Source organism: Wolbachia endosymbiont of Dactylopius coccus, from assembly GCF_977011065.1.
Genome location: NZ_OZ347065.1, coordinates 309,649 through 325,864, shown reverse-complemented (window position 1 = coordinate 325,864; position 16,216 = coordinate 309,649). Strand labels below are relative to the sequence as shown.

The window sequence follows — 16,216 nt, the reverse complement described above, 5'->3', positions numbered from 1 at the left end:
TGGTTCCTTTCAACGATATTATATGATCCCCTTACTCGTTGAAAAAACAATTTTCCTCTTTGGCTTCACACCTGCAACTTTCAGTTCAGCCTTAATACGTTGTCTTAAGCTTAGCAGGTCATTTATCTGAACTTCAGCATATCTCACCACATGGTCACCATAAGCAATTGATACCACTCGCTCTCCATTTTGCAGTTTCTTTATCGCTTCTTCGACTTGAATTAAATATTCTTCGTTATACATTTACTACTCGCTGATCCATTTGCTTTTGACTATTTTCTTTGATTTTTTACTTTCTGGTTTTTCACTTAAACTATTCCATTTACTCTCTGGCCATCTATCTATTCCCAGTGCTATCGATGCTGCTCTCGCATAAATCCGGCAATCTAGTACTTCATTTCTTTCTCTTACCTTTTGCCACTCTTGTTTGGTGTATCCTTTTACTACCTTGCTGACTAATTGCTCTGCCGTTAACTGCTTAAAATATTCAGGTGCATACTCTGGAAAATGACAATATCCTGCTGGCACTTTTTCTTTTTCCCCGTTTTTTAAAATATTAAGTAATTGAAAAAGCTCTGACTTTAATGTTGATACTCCTACTGGCCAGAGCTTTATTCCTCTTTTCAGCTTTTGACCACCAACTGTTATATCTACTCTGCTTGGACTGCTAATACCAATTCCCATTACACGGCAAACAGATAGACAATAATAGAAGACAAGCCATAATGAAATAAGTGAAATAGTCGAGGTATAAATGGCACTAAGATCAAAATTATTGGATGAAGAAGTAGTAAAATCAGCAAAAAAAATGCTGAAGAAAGTAAGGAACAATGCATATGTTGCAAAAAAACTAAATGCTGTAATTGCAGCAAAAAAGCATAGTATAACGGCTGCAGCAAAAATATATTGCATTTCAAGAAGCGCACTAACTTCGTGGATAAAACTCTTGAAATTAGGCAGAGAAGAAAAATTGTTTGCTCCTCCACAACGGCGTAGAAAAACTAAATTAAATCAGGCTCAACTACAGCAAGTTGAAGCATGGGTAGGAGAAAATCCTAATATTACCATTAAAGAAATGAGAATAAGAATCCAGGAAAAGTTCGGCTTAAATATTAGCAAATCTACAGTACACCGCTATATGCAAAAGATGAAATTCTCTTATATTACACCAAGACCAGTACACAATGTACAAGATAAAAGAAAATAAGAGGAATTCAAAAAAAAATCTCAACGAAGTTATTGGCAAGTATCCTGAAAAAGAGCTGTTTTTCTTCGATGAATCGCGGTTTGGCACACATTCAAAGACCGGGCATGGATGGTTTAAAAAAGGCGTCAGAACAAAAGTTAAGGTAAAATTAGGTAGGGAAAATTTTTATCTCTACAGTGCAGTTAATCCTAGAAATGGGGAGAATTCTAGCTTGTTTGCACCGAATGTCAACACTGATTGTATGAATATATTTCTTGAGCAAATGTCTCAATATTTGGGACCACGAGAAGCCTTTCTTGTTATGGATTGTGCTAGTTGGCATAAGTCGAAAAGTTTAAAGGTACCTAAAAATATTGAGATTATATACCTACCACCATACTCACCTGAACTCAATCCAGTTGAGAGGCTTTGGTTGTATGTAAAACAGAACATTTTGCGCAATAAAATATACGATACTATTGCTTTGCTTGAGAGTGCTTTGTGTAAATTTATTACTTCTCTTACCTACTCCACAATTAAACAACTCTGCTATGTATCCTATTTGAATGACCAACAATGAGAATTGGTATTAGCAAAGGATTTCCACTGTTGAGAATATTACTCTTTAGGGGACTATGTACTGCTTTTACTTCAGTTTTTCTTTTTTCAAACTCTTTCAGTGGGCTATTCCCTAATACTTTTCCAAATACACTTTCCCCTATCCATGAAAAAGCTTCTTCTATGGGTTTTATTATCAATTTCCAAAAGCTAGAGAAAAAGTCTTTCACCTTTTGCCAATTAGTGATAACAAAAGCCGCACCAGTGACAAGTCCAGCAATTAAAAGTCCTATAGGGTTAGTTATTACAGCTAGTGATATTGCTCTTAGCCCTGTTATTACTGCAGGAAAAACTGTAGCTGATAAAAATGAAAATGTTGCCAGTATCGTTGCTTTAAGACCAAAAATTGTACTTCCTAATAAAGTAATTCCATAGCCTACTCCCACTACTAAGACTTTTAAACTTATCAAAGCTGCTAAAGTACTCATGATTGCCGTAGTTAAAGTTGGATGTTTTTCTGCAAAAGAAGCTATATGCTCTGTTATTGTTTTCACACTTCCAGCTACATAATTCAAGGTAGGTAACATTACTGACCCTAGATTCATGCCAGCTTCAACTATTGCATTTTTAAGTAATTGTAATTTATTAGCTGTGGTGTCTGCACGATTTTTGAATTCTTTCTGCAGAGATCTTTTATACTCTTCTGTTTCAGCCAGTAACTTTATTGCATCCTTGTACTTACTGAAACTTCCAGCTAATAATGCAATGTCATCTTGATATTCTTGACCGAAAAGTTTCATCAGGGTTGTAGAGCGTTCCTGGTTGTCCATTTTCTTTAGAGTTTGGAAAAAGTGAAGTAGTGCTTCTTCCCCATTTTCACTGATCCTTTGTACCATTTCTTCTGTGGTTATACCCATTTCTTCTAGTGCTGCCTTAAACTCTTTTCCTTGACCTTCAGCAGTTTGCAGCTTAGAAAGTAAAGCATTTATGGCAGTTCCTGCTTTTGCTGGTTGTTTGCCTAAACTAATGAAAGCATTTACTAAACTGCCTGTTTGTTCAAACTTTAATCCAAACTGCTTTGCAGTACCACCAACTATTGCTAGAGCTTCAATCATGTCTTTTGCTTTAGCAGCAGTGTTATCTGATAAGTGGTTGATTACATTACCAACATGCTCCATTTCACTAACATCAATTCCGTAAATGTTAGAGAGTTTAGCTATGGAATCACCTGCTTGCTCTGCGGACATATCAAATGCTGTAGACATTTTTGCCACTGTTTCTGTAAACTTAAAAAGATCTTCTTTCTTGATACCAAGCTGTCCACCGCTTGCAGCTATTTGTGCTAATTCTGCGGCCGATAATGGTATAGTACGTGACATCTCTTTTAACTTCTTGGCAAATTTATCAGCTTCCTTTGCTTCATTATTGAAATTGACAACTTTTTTTACATCAGCCATAGCCGATTCAAAATCAATTGCAACTTTAACTGGAGCTGCAAGCGTTAATCCAAGCCCAATTGTTTCTATTATTTGTGACTTAAAATGTGCCTTACTTGCTAAAAAACTTTGGCGACTACGTATTGCAGACCCAAGCTTACCATACTTGCCTTTCAGCGCTTCAATGGACGAGCCAAGTTTATATTGGTCACTTACTAATGACTTAATATTTCTTCCACTTTTTCTTACTTCTTCATTAAATGAATGTAAAGCATCTCTCTTTTTCAAATATGCTTCTTTTGCTTTTGTTGCGGAGGTTTTGGCCTTGTCAAACTCTGCTTTTAAAGTTTTGCTTGGTTTCTCCACCGCTTTCATTTGTTTAGCTAAAGATTTTACTTGATCTTCAAAGCCCTTCCACGACCTCCTGCTGGTCAAAACATCATGACCTAACTGTTTAAACTTTGATACTGACTTGAAAGATGAATCAAGCTTTCTTATATTCTCACCAAGATTAGAGAGTTGACTACTACTTCCCTTTATTACAGTATTAAAACTGCCATCTAAAACTGCTCCGATTTTTATAGATAATGTTGACATTGTACCTTCCTCGCTGCTTTATGCCATAAGATAAATTCATTAATCTCCATATCAAGTATTTGTTCAACCCCGCCTCCTACAACAGAGCTGAACATTAATACTTCTAATCTCAAGTTTTTTGGATAATCGGTGAAAAAAAATCCTTTAATACCTCTTGAATTTTCACATAATCAGCAATATCTAACTCTTCAATTGCTTCTTTTGCAACTGATGTCAAATTAGCAGTCAAAGTTACTTCTTTACTAAGGTCACTACCATTTAAGCGTTCAATTGCAAGATAGTCTCTAACTTTTGGACGTCTAACAGTAAGTTCTGAGACAGAAATTCCATCAACTGTAATTGGGTTGTTTAGTGTTATAGTGTGCATTATTGCCTCCTTAAAATAAAATTTCGAAATCTTTTCATATGCCTAAAACCGTTTGCAGCAAGGCCATTTGATCAACACCATTTATCTTTCTAATCATATTTTCAGCATCGATTTCTATTAATTCATTACCACCTATGGTAAGTTTGTAGTAATGGGCAGCTACAGTACACTTTAGCGTTGCTTTTTCAGCCGGTTTCCAGCCACCAAAATCAAACTCTTTAAATATTCCCCTAAGGTTGATAATTACTCCTTCAATATCATTGTTTCCGCTGCCTTGTAATCCTCCTCTTAGCGTCAAAGATACCGAATTTCCATTTATCAACCCAAATAGCCGAAAGAGCTCTGTATCGTATTCAGAAAAAGTGAAATCTGCTTCAAGTTTCTCCATCCCCATCCCCATATCTATATTTACTGGAATATCCATACCACCAGCTCTATATTCCTCAGTTTTAATGGTGAGCTTCGGCAAGGTTATCTCATCAATTTTTCCTGCATAACCCCGACCATCTACGAATACATTAAAATTCTTTAAAATCTTCGGTAACATCTCTTTCTCCCATTTTTATAATATTGTACCACTCACAAGATGTGACCTGAAAGTAATCTGTTCTGCTGGATATGGCGGTGTAAACTCAAAATCAAAATATACTTTTCCACTTGCAATATTTGTTGGTGTATTGAGTTCTGGGGTTGCATAACATTTTCCGCTGATAATTGCTCCTTGCGCTTTTAAATTAGCCAAATAAGAATTCACCCCCTCAATCACATCATCTATATAAGTTTTGGTAATATTGCGATCAACTGCCCATAGATGAGCTCGAAGTAAACTATCATTGATTAAATCTGCAGTACGCCTCACTGACAGAAAAGCCCATTTCGAATCATTTGAACATGTTCTATTTCCCCAAAGCCTGTAGCCATTTTGATGAATTATTGTTGTTACTTCATTTTCATTCAAGTGATTTGCTCTACAATTTGTATCACCAAGCGTAAAATCAATAGGCCTGCTTGTTCCAACAATACCATTTATCTCTTTATTTGAAGGTGAATGCCAGAATCCTTGTTCGCTATCTACTTTCGCTATTAAACCAGCTACAAATGGGCTTGATGGCAAGATTTCTTCTTTTCCTTCAATAAATACCTTAATCCATGGGTCAACCACGTAAACTCTTGAGCTGCCTACACTTTTTCTCCACTTGATTGCTTCTTCATCATTGGTATTTGGTCCATCTGCTACTATTATGCTTCTCAGCTTTTCTACTATAGGAATTAATGCTGAAACTACTGGATTTTTGCCATCTTCTGGTAGTTGGTGAGTAAACTGAGGTGCAATTAATATTCTTGGAGCAACATGAACTATACTTTCACTGCTGAGAAATGCCTCAATTCCCTGATATTCCCCGGTTTCTTTATCAACTCCTCCAATTACATTTCTCAGCGTTTCTTCTTTTTTTAATTTTGGATCGCTGTTCTCACTTTCTTCAACTCGAATAACTACTACTGTTGCACCAATTTGGGAAAATATTCCATTTATTGCAGAAGGTAAACTGCCACTCTTTCCAAGCTTTGCTGCTTCCTTTAAGCTTCCTGCAATTAACACTGGTTTATTCAGTGGAAACTTTTGCTCATCGGCTTCAGATGCAGTACCAATTACACCTATCACTGATGATTTAGCTGTACGTACTGATCTTGTCCCTGAGGTTACCTCAATAACATTTACTCCGTGTAAAAATTCTTCTGGCATTTTTTCTTTTTAACTTTCTTGCATTTTTTGTTTAAAATCATTGAGCAAAGTCTGTAGCTCTACTTCACTTTTAGCTTCTTCAATTTTCTTCTTGGTAATGTCTTCCAACTCTTCACATTTAATTATTGCTTTTACTGCTTTTTTCACTTTTTCCTCAATTATTCTTGCCATTTCAATAACTGTAATACCACGGACTTTTGCTAAAGGCTCTATAATTTCTGCATCTTTTTCATCTATAGATTCTGGTGATGCTAGAATGCTTTTTGCGGCTTTTTCTTGTATTTGATACGATTTAGACTTTTGATGAGATACTCCTGTGTATTGGTGAGTATAGTTATCATAATGAGCACGAAGATTAGAAAGTACAGAAAGTTTTGCATTTTCGAGTAACTCCAACTGAATATCTTCCTTATTCCTTTCAACAATTTTCTCTCCTTCAGTTAAACAATAGCTTTTTTGCCAATCAAAATCTTCTGGTGCTTCACGCCAATCATTTCCAGTTGGCTTGTTTTCAAGTGTTGTTGTTTCAATCTGCTTATGATTTTTGAAACGTATATAAATAGTCACAAATTCCTCCTCATTGCCATATTTGATCAGTTCGTTCTAACCCTGGACATTGCCAAGCCCTGAGCGTCCTTTCCACATCTACTTCAAGCCCTGTAGTCAGAAAATTGCTACGTATGTTATAAATTCCCCACTGAATAAATTGAACATAGTTGTGTACATAATTTGATGCAAGCATACCTTGACTAACTTGTGTTCTGGAATACAGGTAAGATGATGTGTAAAGTAATATTGCAACTGTTTTTCCTGCTGGAATCTCCACATTACCAGATCCAGCTAATTTGGTATCAGAACTTGTGTATTGGTAAACATTTTTCCATATTATTCTTGAAATACTTGATTTGTTAGAGTTAGTATTATCTGGTGTCCCCACAAATAATCCTGCACCCCCATACTCCGTACTAGAGTATGATGATCCAACAAATTCTATTGTTTTACTTATGTTCACATTGGTTGTATTTTTTATAAATACTACTCCAAGTGCAGCATATGGGTAATAGTATATCTCATCATAACTACCCGAAAAGCTTTTTGTGCATAACTCTCCGTAAATAAAGGTTCCTTTACTTCCCTCTATAAAACTTAGTTGTCTTGGCCGATAAAAACTAACGTAATCTGTATCGTATGTATGGCTACCTGCTAGTAGTTGTAACATATAGTCAGTTTTTGTTATATCACTACTCCACTTTCCAAGCTCTGTCATAAAAGTTCCGTGGCCAAAGTAATTATTTTTTCTTCCAAGTACACCAAATAAGAAAGGTAATGACCCTGGTTCAACCATATTGCGCTTTCTTATTTCTTGTGTAAGCGACGCTTTCAACTCATCATCTCTAGTTTTTATCTCGTTTATCAGGGATATTTTTAATTGGTTATCACGAGTTTCTATTTCCCTAATAATTGATGAGCCAGATGGTACATTATTAACAGCACGAAAATCTTCTACTAAACCTTTAAGGCCATCTTTATGACTGTTACTAATGCTATTTATTGCTGCAATATTGGCATTCTTTCTCGTATCAAGTAGAGATATATGCGAATCTGATGATGCTTTTAAGGTGTTTAAGGCATTATCCCTAAGCTTGTTGATTTCATTGACGGAATCTGTTTTTGCTGCAGTTATTGACGATATTGAGTTTGTTTTGTTGCTGTTTATGTCATTTAAGTGTTTTTTTGCACTATCAAGAAGTTCTTTTAACTTACCATCTGTCATCTGTACAATTTCAGAAACTGCACTTTTGTCGACTATTGATTCCAATGCTTTAGCAAGATATGCTAATTGATCTGGAGTACTGTTTACTGCTAAATCCTTAAGCCTCTTTTGTAGTGCATCAATTATCTCTTTTACCTCAGTCATCTGCACAATGTCAGCAATAGCTTTTTTATCTGCTATCAACTCCAGCGATTTTGCAAGATATGCCAGTTGATCAGGTGTGCTGTTTGCTGCTAAATCCTTTATCCTTTGGTATATTGCTTCTTTCATTCCCAAAAATTCAAAAAAGTTTCAAATCTAAATCGTTTAAAATTATTTTTTAGTTGATTATGCTCATCTTCTCTTTCGGTAATATCTTCATCTATTTTCTCAATTGTGGTACGAATACGAACAACATCTTGCACAGCAATATTCTCTGGATGCGGTAGTGAATATCCTCTACTTGTTTTATCATCTGACATTCTGCTAAGTGATAATGATTCGTAGATTTTTGACTTTAGGACGATAGACAACTGTTCCACTTAAAACTAATTTTATCCTTGTCTCATTGCCATTAAAATTTGATAGCACATGAGTTCTCTCTACCCAATTTTCTCCAATTGGTTTTCCTGATGTTAAATTTACTAATTGCCAATCCACGTTTTTTTGTACATATGCTTTAACATCTGCAGTGCCAGGTATTAGCGCATCATAGGTAATTGTTATCTTAGTGTTAGCTCCTGCTGTAATACTTCTTGTAACATAATCTCCTTTTTCCCCTATATTACCCATAACTAACTGTAACCCAGGATAAAGAACCGGACTTTTTTCTTTTGACCCTTTTAAATTTGCCTTTACTGTTAACTCTCCAGATAGTCTTTCACGCAGCGCGAGCGGCAAGTTATCAGATAGAAAATTTTCTTTTCCCTCTTCATCTGTTAAGATAAATTCCACATTAGTATCAAATGCTACTTTTTCGACGTTCGTCAAAGCTATTAAATCTGAAGTATTGTTTGCAGTAACTTTGCCCAGATCAATAACATGAGAATTTTCACTAAATTTTGCAGCTAGTAGTCGAAACGTTAAATCTAAATTTTGATGCGGTGTCCAGGTACTTGCATTGCTTGATGAGAGTAATACTCCTACTTGATATGGTTGACTTGTTACCCAACGGCTATTTACTGCATCATATTTGCCAAGTTCTGCTATTTTTACTGCAGTATCTGCATCATCAGTGAGTAGCACTATTGCATACTCTTGTCCTGCATGGCAAAACACTGGTGACCACTCTATACGTGTTGCTGTGCCATCTATCTTTATATCTTTTGGCTCAACATAACTTTCAGCAATGACAGTCTGCGAGGGCATTCCCACTGCTGTTTCTCTAATCTGCACAACAACACGTTTTTTGCCGCTATTTATAAACCATAAGTCTAGACCTCCTATGTGTCTGCTCTCATTTAAAGTAAATGTTTGCGCTAAAGGATCAACTCGTCTTGCTGCGATAACTCTTCTTCTTTCTTCTATGGTAATTGTTTTTTTACCAGTATAAGTTGCTTCTCCATAGCTTCCTTTATCTCCATAAAATTGCACTAATTTAGTACCTGCTGGAATATTTGCCGGCACTTTCACCCTTCCTTTTAATTTTCCCTGATTGTTAGCTTCCACTTTTTTTTCCTCTATGCCATAGGTGTAATAGAAATGCCATCAAATTTTACTTCTTTAAGTTTTTCATTTGGCTCAAAACCTTCGATCTCAAAATTCTGTACTGCTTCTCTCATAAATTCAGTTTCATATGAAGTACTTGACAGCAGCTCTGTTGTTTCTTTAACATTAAATACTCTGGTTACTAGACTTTTCCAATTTGTTTTTACCTCCGTCCAGTGATCAATATTTTTATTTAGAGTAATTTGTGCCGGGACTGGATCAAAAGCTTGATATGGATTGATCTTTTCTCCTTTGGTCTGTAAAAGCTTCTCCAGTACCGGTTCAAGTTCATACGGCAACAAATAAGTTTTTTCTCCTCCATCAATATCAGCAATAGTTACATCTATTGGTAAAATTAGTTCCTTGTTTACTATTGCTGCAGACTGCGAAATTCCTTGATCACGCATATCATCATCGAAGAACGAATCAACAAATACTCCTTTTTTTGTTGTAGGTTCTCTTGAATTTGCATCACTGCGTAGACGTTCCTGTGCAACCAGCGCATAAAGATCATTTATTCCTTTTTTCATTGCTTCAAGTTCATTCATCGGTACAGCATGAATAGCACTATTCACTATTTTCACCCCTTCTTTTTCTCCGTTTTTCCATGTTTGGTGAATGTAGCAGAGCAAAAGTTGTCCAGAAGGTGCTTTAGGCATTGATGGTCTCCAAGAGTGGGAAATTCCTTTTATTCTTCTTACCACTCCTTTGCTATCGATAGTAATTAAATCATAACGGGGCATTTTCCAGGTATAATCTATCAAAACCAAGCTGTTATCAACTGCTCCTTTTACTTTACATCCCTCTTCGCTTATATCTTCAGGACTTATATGAGTGCGACAGCGGTAAGTTATTTGATAACTACTTCCAGGTGCAGGTTCTTTGCCAGGTAACGACCAATCAACATTTCCTGCATTTAACTTATAGTCTACACTATTTTCATAAATAACATTGCCTTGTTTAACTTGAATAATCTCAAGTACTGCAGAGTCAGGTATCGGGTCAACAGCTCCAGAGTATGAACCATGAGTAACAGTAATGGTTTTTTGAACAGTTATATCTACTTTTTTGATTTCACTTATTGGAAAATCATTAACTTTAAGTTCCATTACTCTTTGGCTATTTGGCTGAAAAGTATGTGGTTCTGATTCAACTGATTTTATATCTGGATCTTCATCAAAAGAAACACGAATACTGTGAGGAAGTTCAATCTCATAGCCGTCAACATGAGCTTTTCCCTCATTAATCACAAATATTTTTTTTCCTCCTTCCCCCTCTTCCTTTTGCAGGAACATTACTTCAAGGCCATTTACGACATAGGAACCATTTGCCTCTTTGTCATAACGAGCAAGAGCGGTAGTTACTATGTTTGCTTGTGGAGGTGGTGAATGTTCTATTAATACTCCATTTTCTATGTTATAGATTGGATAAAACTCTCCTTCAGAAAAACGTGGAGAAAGACCTTCTGCTTGATACCCCCAAATGGTGGAAACTTTAAGCCTTGCAGCGCCTATTTCTTGATAATTACGTGTACCAACTGCAGGATCACGAAGATTTTCATCCTCAAGCTCTGTAATAGTAGATTCTAGATAATAAACACCTATACGAACTGTGGTACTCAGTGGAATAATAAATTCTTCTTTTTCGACTTTTCTAACTGCTCCACGAAGATAGATTTTTCCTGATTCAAGCGTAACTTTACCAGTTTCTCTATCTATAATACAATTGCTTCCTGTTATAACATCACCATCACGAAATATTGCATCGCCTATACCTTTAAGCTTAGAGAGAGCATATTCCTGAGTCTCGTTTAGTTCTGCAGACTGTAGACCTCTTCCTGCAAGAAATAAGCTTTTTTCATATTCTTTATCAGGATTAAAGCGATTATAATAGCTATTCAAAGTCATTCTTTTCCCCTCTTCAGAATGTAACGACAAAGGCAAAAGTTTCCCGGGTTGCTGCGGTTCTGATCAGTGGTACCGTGTGTTCTAAAACTAACAAAATTCCAGGATTTTCCACGTCTTTTGGCTCAAAATATCTCTGTCCAGGAGGTGCTTTCTCCTTTACCTTTGTACCAACCATAACCCCGAGTTCCCTGATAACTTGATTTGCTGCGTCCGTGAAATCGAAAGTGAATTTGAGAAAAAGATTATTAGTTGGTACATTTGAGGGCCTAAACCTTCCAGAAGGAGTTATAAGTTCGCCGTTTTCATCACCTGTGCAGAATAGCACTTCATCTGCAGTACGTCTGCCAAGCTCATTGAGCAGTTTTTGAGATGTAATGGACTTTGGTGGTGTGTCTTGAATGTATTCTATAGTTACTGTACTATTCTCTACAATAGAGCTGTTTTTCGTACGTTTTATTATACCACTACTGCTCTCAACTATATAGTCAATACTGGATTGATACACTGTTTGTCCTATAAAAACCCTTACATCTTTAATAGTGTGGTGATCTAGAGCTATTTCACCCTCAATAAAAACCTTTGCGACCTGATGGCTACTTTCCCAGCTTGTATTACCAATGCCCCAGGCAAGATGTAGAGATTGCTCTTTTATACTTGCTGCTATCGCTGCTCGACCTGATTGTGTAAGAATTGACATTTGAAAGTTTGACCCCTGTATTATATATATACACGGTTGCTCAACAATTCGTCCAAACAATATAAAAAAAAGTTTAAATAATTTTAAGGCAGCTTTTGAAAATCAACTAAATCATAGAAAAGTAGTGCACCAATACAATATTCCACTGTTTAAATAAGATTTTTGGAAATTAGCCAGTCTTTCTAACTAGCTTATATCAAATTTCGTTATTGGGAAGACCAAGGTGAATATATTTTAAATTTCAGCAATTCACTGAAAATCAAACTCTCTCTCATCCGATTTTCATCTGTCTTATTTAATTTTAGAGAAGTCTTATTTGATCTATTAATAAAATAATTATTGTCTTATTCTATTTTTCATAATAGATAAACTATTCTTATTTAAATTCTGCAGAGTCTCGAAAGAAGAATTAGTAATAAATCTTTGATTATTCGAGGTTTTTATGAAATCTAAAAATTCTTTTTCAGGCATTGATCCAATAATTGTTAAATATATAAAGTACTATGCTAGGCTCTGTGGACAAAATTTTAGAGAAGCCATATGAGAGCTCCAACAAAATTTAGAAATCCCATGTAAACCTCTGCGGTCTTGTCAAATCTGGAAAAAATGCGCCTAAAATTTTTAATTTTACCGAAAAAGCACTCAATCAAATGACGTTCTTTATAAATATGCTCATCATAGTATCTTTGCACTTTTCGATTCCTTTTTGATGGAATTACGATTTCACATTTCCTGTTTTCAAGGCTGACCACAAAAGCATTGCTGTCATAACCCTTATCAGCTACTACAATGGAGTTATAGACATTTTTTGTTAATACTTCAGCTTGTGTAATTTCATTCCTCTGGCCAGGAGTAAGTATAAATTTTAAAGGATTTCCCAATGCATCAACAAGTGCATGAATTTTAGTCGTAAAGCCACCTTTACTTCGCCCTAAAGCCTCTTGATCCTTCGAATCTTTTGTATATCCAGCCGAACATGGATGGGCTCTAATGATCGTACCGTCGATTATGACGGCTTCTAAATCTGGCTCTTGTTTTGTGTACTCCAATAAATTTTTCCAAATACCCCTTTCGCACCATCTCTTAAATCGTTTGTGTATACTTCTGTAATTGCCATAGATTTTCGGCAAAAGTCGCCATTGGCAACCACTTCGCGCCATATACCACACTGCTTCTATGAATATTCTTAAACGTTTTTCGTCTTTACTATGCATTCCTTTTATGCCTTTTATGAATTCTAAAATTTGTTTCCAATTTCTTTCTTTTATATAATATTCCATTCGGTAGTTTCTCCATTTTTATGTTCATTTGGTTAAACTGCCACTTTTTTTCTCCCTCTTCATATTTTTTGTCCACAGAGCCTAGATGGTCAGAAAGAAATTTACACACCGCTTACTTACGCTATATCATGTAAAAATAGCAAAACTATTGAAGAAATTTTAAAAATCTCTAAAGAAAACGGTATTCTGAAAGATATTCTTGATGCAACAACAACTATAAAATGTCCAGATGGTCATGAAGAAACTTGCGCACCGCTTACTTATGCTATACTACGTAAAGATAGTATAGCTGTTGAGAAAATGTTAAGAGTAGCTAAAGAAAACGGTATTCTGAAAGACATTCTTGACGCAACAACAACTATAAAATATCCAGATGGTCAGGAGGTAACTTACATACCACTTACTTATGCCATATTATATAAAAATAGCAAGGCTATTGAAGAAATTTTAAAAGTCTCTAAAGAAAACGGTATTCTGAAAGATATTCTTAACGCAACAATAACTATAAAACATCAAAATAATCAAGAAGTAACTGATAAAGTACTTGCCGTATTACATGATCGCAAAGTTATTCAAAAAATTTTAGACATAGCTAGAGAAAACGATATTCTGAAAGACATTCTTAACGCAACAATAACCATAAAATATCAAGATAGTGAAGAAAAAATCTACGCACCACTTACTTATACAATATCATGTCAAAGCAACGAAGTTTTCAATATAACAAGAGCTATAAATCAAGATGGTCAGGAAAAAACTCACATCCCATTTCCTACCCTTGATAAAAGAGAAACTGAATTAAAATTAAAAGAAAAAAGACAAAGTAGAAGAGATGAGGGATTAAATTTTAACAATGGTAGTAGTGACAAAAATGTTGAAATAAAAGTTAATAGGGATATCTTGTTGCAGAATAGTAGTGGAACTGAAAATGAAATAAATCATACTGCTGTACGTAATGATGTAGGGGTGGTAAAGCTTCCAATAGAAAGTAGAGTAAATGTTAAAGCACAGAATATAAATGCAATGATTGCAACTTCTGTGATACTTAAAACGATTGTAACTTCTGTGGTATTTAAGTTGATAGCTAGTGAAAGGGCATGTGTACTGTCAAAACCCACCACTAAATTGAAAGGAGTAGCTATAACATGTTTTCAAGATCTTACCTATATTTGTGAAACTTAATTTGTATGTGCTGAACAAGATGCTGATTAGTTTTATAGATAACCCAAGAAAGGTTTCCCTACGTCATACCGCCGCGGCGCTAACACGTAGCGGGATGACGGTTGTCGGTGAACCTAAGTTACTTTAGCTATAAACATTAAGAAATTTATCAAACAAAAAAAAGGCAAAAGAAGCCCTGGTCATTGTCTATTTTCAGTATCGGCGTTCTTTAAGTCTTAAACACTGCAATTTAGCTGCTTTTAAGTGCAACTAACTTAAGCTATAAATGTTTAAGAAATTTACCAGCAGAAAAAAAAGACAAAGAATCCCCGGAGTAGCTAGTTATTCCACTCTTTATTTTAAAATTTGACGTTGGGTGATGTCTTGAACGCTTTATAAGCGCTTTTCAGCTTATGTGGGTAAAAACCCAAAATTTTTATAAAGACATAGTATGCACATAGTGCAAAAATTAAACAATAGTACGCCAAATACAAGTCTTCTTGTCGTTTTAATCTGCACAGATTGGGAAGTTAAATAATATAGCTTCACTGTCATGATAAGGGCGCTGGTGGAGTTTGTCAAGCAACTTTCTATATAATATTTTCTAAAATAAATGGACTTCTCGCATCCAATTTCGGCAGCGCGTGACACACAACTGCAATGACAAGGTGTTGTAAGATATTACCACAAACATCATATTCACACGAAATACTTGACTTCATTTGTACTAAGAAGCATTTTATATATGTTGTGTGCCCGTAGCTCAGCTGGATAGAGCAACAGCCTTCTAAGCTGTGGGTCGTAGGTTCGAATCCTACCGGGCACACTCTTCTATCAATACTTTCTATAAATCTTCAAGTACTCTGGCACCACATTTTCAATTGCTAATGGTCGAACCTTCATTGTTTCAAGGTCAGCCGACTTTTCGATTGAGCTATTCATCATAACTTTCACCTGATCTTGAGTAAGCACAGGGTTCGTATCTCTGGTTATTGGTTTTAGCAGCATAGAAATAATTTTATTTTCTAAAAAGAAAGCTATTAACTTTGCCATTGGAAAAGATACATTGATCAACAAACACTTTCTGTTAGTAACGTTCAGAATAAACTTTAATAAGCTTTTGAAAGAGTAAACCTTTGGTCCACCCATGTTATAAATTTTCTTGTCTTGCTTATTAAAACTGATAATACGATATACCACTTCAGCTAAGTCTGTTACACATATTGGCTGAAATTTAGTCGTTCCATTGCCAATTAGCGGCAAAAAAGGAAGAACAGTTGCTAATCTTGCAAATTTATTAAAGAAGTTATCTTCTTTACCAAATACAAGGCTTGGCCTAATTATTATTGCTTCTTGAAATGCTGAAGTTACAGCTTTTTCACCTTCCAATTTACTTTTGGCATATTTTGACAACTTGCTATTTTCTATTCCCATAGCGGAAAAATGTATCATCATGGGTACATTTTTCATTTTTGCAGCTTTTGCTATCCTTTCAGCTATTTTAACGTGAACAGCGTAAAAATCGTGCTTTTTTGCTTCATATAATATTCCCACTAAGTTTATGGCTACATCACATTCTTCCATACCCTCTAGAACTGATTTTTCATCAAAAAAATCGCCTTTAAATATTGATATTCGTCCCAAATTGCCACACAATTTTAAACAAGCAGCTTTTTCCTGATTACGAGTGAATATCTTTATTAAATATCCTTCTGCTGCCAAGCGTCTTACGATGTGTTTCCCTATAAACCCCGTTCCACCAAAAATAATTACACGTTTTGTCACGATTAAAGTTCCTAATAATTTGTTACTGTAAATTAATA

Annotated in this window: 14 protein-coding genes, 1 tRNA gene and 2 pseudogenes; 3 read left to right on the top strand and 14 right to left on the bottom strand. The window is 35.4% G+C overall.

The genetic code is table 11. The features are described 5' to 3' along the window. Positions 1–18 precede the first annotated feature (18 nt). Entirely contained in the window at positions 19–243 is a 225-nt protein-coding gene (locus tag ACWHVF_RS01730; protein WP_064124769.1) for a gpW family head-tail joining protein, read from the bottom strand. A 3-nt stretch (positions 244–246) separates the two neighbouring features. Continuing rightward, positions 247–678: pseudogene (locus ACWHVF_RS01725) on the bottom strand (terminase gpA endonuclease subunit); the annotation flags it as partial. Between the two features lie 76 nt (positions 679–754). On the opposite strand from ACWHVF_RS01725, the gene ACWHVF_RS01720 reads away from it, so the two are divergent. Beyond that, positions 755–1,766, top strand: a protein-coding gene (locus tag ACWHVF_RS01720) for an IS630 family transposase (RefSeq protein WP_447933022.1) whose coding sequence is annotated in 2 segments (ribosomal slippage) — positions 755–1,204 and positions 1,206–1,766 — 1,011 coding nt in all. Because the reading frame shifts where the segments join, the coding sequence is not laid out codon by codon here. Here ACWHVF_RS01720 and ACWHVF_RS01715 read toward each other — a convergent pair. The 11 genes and pseudogenes from ACWHVF_RS01715 to ACWHVF_RS01665 all read right to left on the bottom strand — a co-directional run. Beyond that, positions 1,744–3,777: pseudogene (locus ACWHVF_RS01715) on the bottom strand (phage tail tape measure protein); the annotation flags it as partial. The gene ACWHVF_RS01720 and the pseudogene ACWHVF_RS01715 overlap by 23 nt on opposite strands. Positions 3,778–3,886: 109 nt before the next feature. Then, positions 3,887–4,144 carry a phage tail assembly protein gene (locus ACWHVF_RS01710; RefSeq protein ID WP_064124952.1) on the bottom strand — a complete coding sequence of 86 codons (258 nt, stop codon included), beginning with the start codon at positions 4,142–4,144 and terminating at the stop codon, positions 3,887–3,889. 34 nt (positions 4,145–4,178) lie between these two features. Beyond that, on the bottom strand, positions 4,179–4,691 hold the full coding sequence (locus ACWHVF_RS01705; RefSeq protein WP_064124953.1) for a phage major tail tube protein: 513 nt from the start codon (positions 4,689–4,691) through the stop codon (positions 4,179–4,181). 15 nt (positions 4,692–4,706) lie between these two features. Next, positions 4,707–5,888 carry a phage tail sheath subtilisin-like domain-containing protein gene (locus tag ACWHVF_RS01700; protein WP_064124954.1) on the bottom strand — a complete coding sequence of 394 codons (1,182 nt, stop codon included), beginning with the start codon at positions 5,886–5,888 and terminating at the stop codon, positions 4,707–4,709. 9 nt (positions 5,889–5,897) lie between these two features. Continuing rightward, complete coding sequence (locus ACWHVF_RS01695; RefSeq protein ID WP_064124955.1) at positions 5,898–6,455, bottom strand: hypothetical protein; 558 nt, start codon at positions 6,453–6,455, stop codon at positions 5,898–5,900. Between the two features lie 10 nt (positions 6,456–6,465). Continuing rightward, complete coding sequence (locus ACWHVF_RS01690) at positions 6,466–7,932, bottom strand: hypothetical protein (RefSeq protein WP_447933023.1); 1,467 nt, start codon at positions 7,930–7,932, stop codon at positions 6,466–6,468. Beyond that, positions 7,929–8,123: a hypothetical protein gene (locus ACWHVF_RS01685; RefSeq protein ID WP_007301885.1), complete on the bottom strand. Its 195-nt coding sequence runs from the start codon at positions 8,121–8,123 to the stop codon at positions 7,929–7,931. Before ACWHVF_RS01685 ends, ACWHVF_RS01690 begins: the two co-directional genes overlap by 4 nt. Before the next feature lie 4 nt (positions 8,124–8,127). Then, positions 8,128–9,309 (bottom strand): hypothetical protein, encoded by a 1,182-nt coding sequence (locus tag ACWHVF_RS01680; RefSeq protein WP_447933024.1) that lies wholly within the window; start codon positions 9,307–9,309, stop codon positions 8,128–8,130. A gap of 11 nt (positions 9,310–9,320) precedes the next feature. After that, on the bottom strand, positions 9,321–11,255 hold the full coding sequence (locus ACWHVF_RS01675; RefSeq protein ID WP_064124958.1) for a DUF4815 domain-containing protein: 1,935 nt from the start codon (positions 11,253–11,255) through the stop codon (positions 9,321–9,323). 13 nt (positions 11,256–11,268) lie between these two features. Next, entirely contained in the window at positions 11,269–11,952 is a 684-nt protein-coding gene (locus tag ACWHVF_RS01670) for a hypothetical protein (RefSeq protein ID WP_064124959.1), read from the bottom strand. 527 nt (positions 11,953–12,479) lie between these two features. Further along, positions 12,480–13,232: an IS5 family transposase gene (locus ACWHVF_RS01665; protein WP_064124816.1), complete on the bottom strand. Its 753-nt coding sequence runs from the start codon at positions 13,230–13,232 to the stop codon at positions 12,480–12,482. A 99-nt stretch (positions 13,233–13,331) separates the two neighbouring features. On the opposite strand from ACWHVF_RS01665, the gene ACWHVF_RS01660 reads away from it, so the two are divergent. After that, the gene (locus tag ACWHVF_RS01660; protein WP_447933296.1) at positions 13,332–14,414 is read left to right on the top strand and encodes a WD_0033/WD_0034 family tandem repeat-containing protein; all 1,083 of its coding nucleotides are present in this window, start codon (positions 13,332–13,334) and stop codon (positions 14,412–14,414) included. A 731-nt stretch (positions 14,415–15,145) separates the two neighbouring features. Then, positions 15,146–15,219: transfer RNA gene (locus ACWHVF_RS01655), tRNA-Arg, on the top strand. A gap of 8 nt (positions 15,220–15,227) precedes the next feature. Here ACWHVF_RS01655 and ACWHVF_RS01650 read toward each other — a convergent pair. Beyond that, on the bottom strand, positions 15,228–16,178 hold the full coding sequence (locus ACWHVF_RS01650; protein WP_064125293.1) for a complex I NDUFA9 subunit family protein: 951 nt from the start codon (positions 16,176–16,178) through the stop codon (positions 15,228–15,230). Between the last annotated feature and the right edge of the window lie 38 nt (positions 16,179–16,216).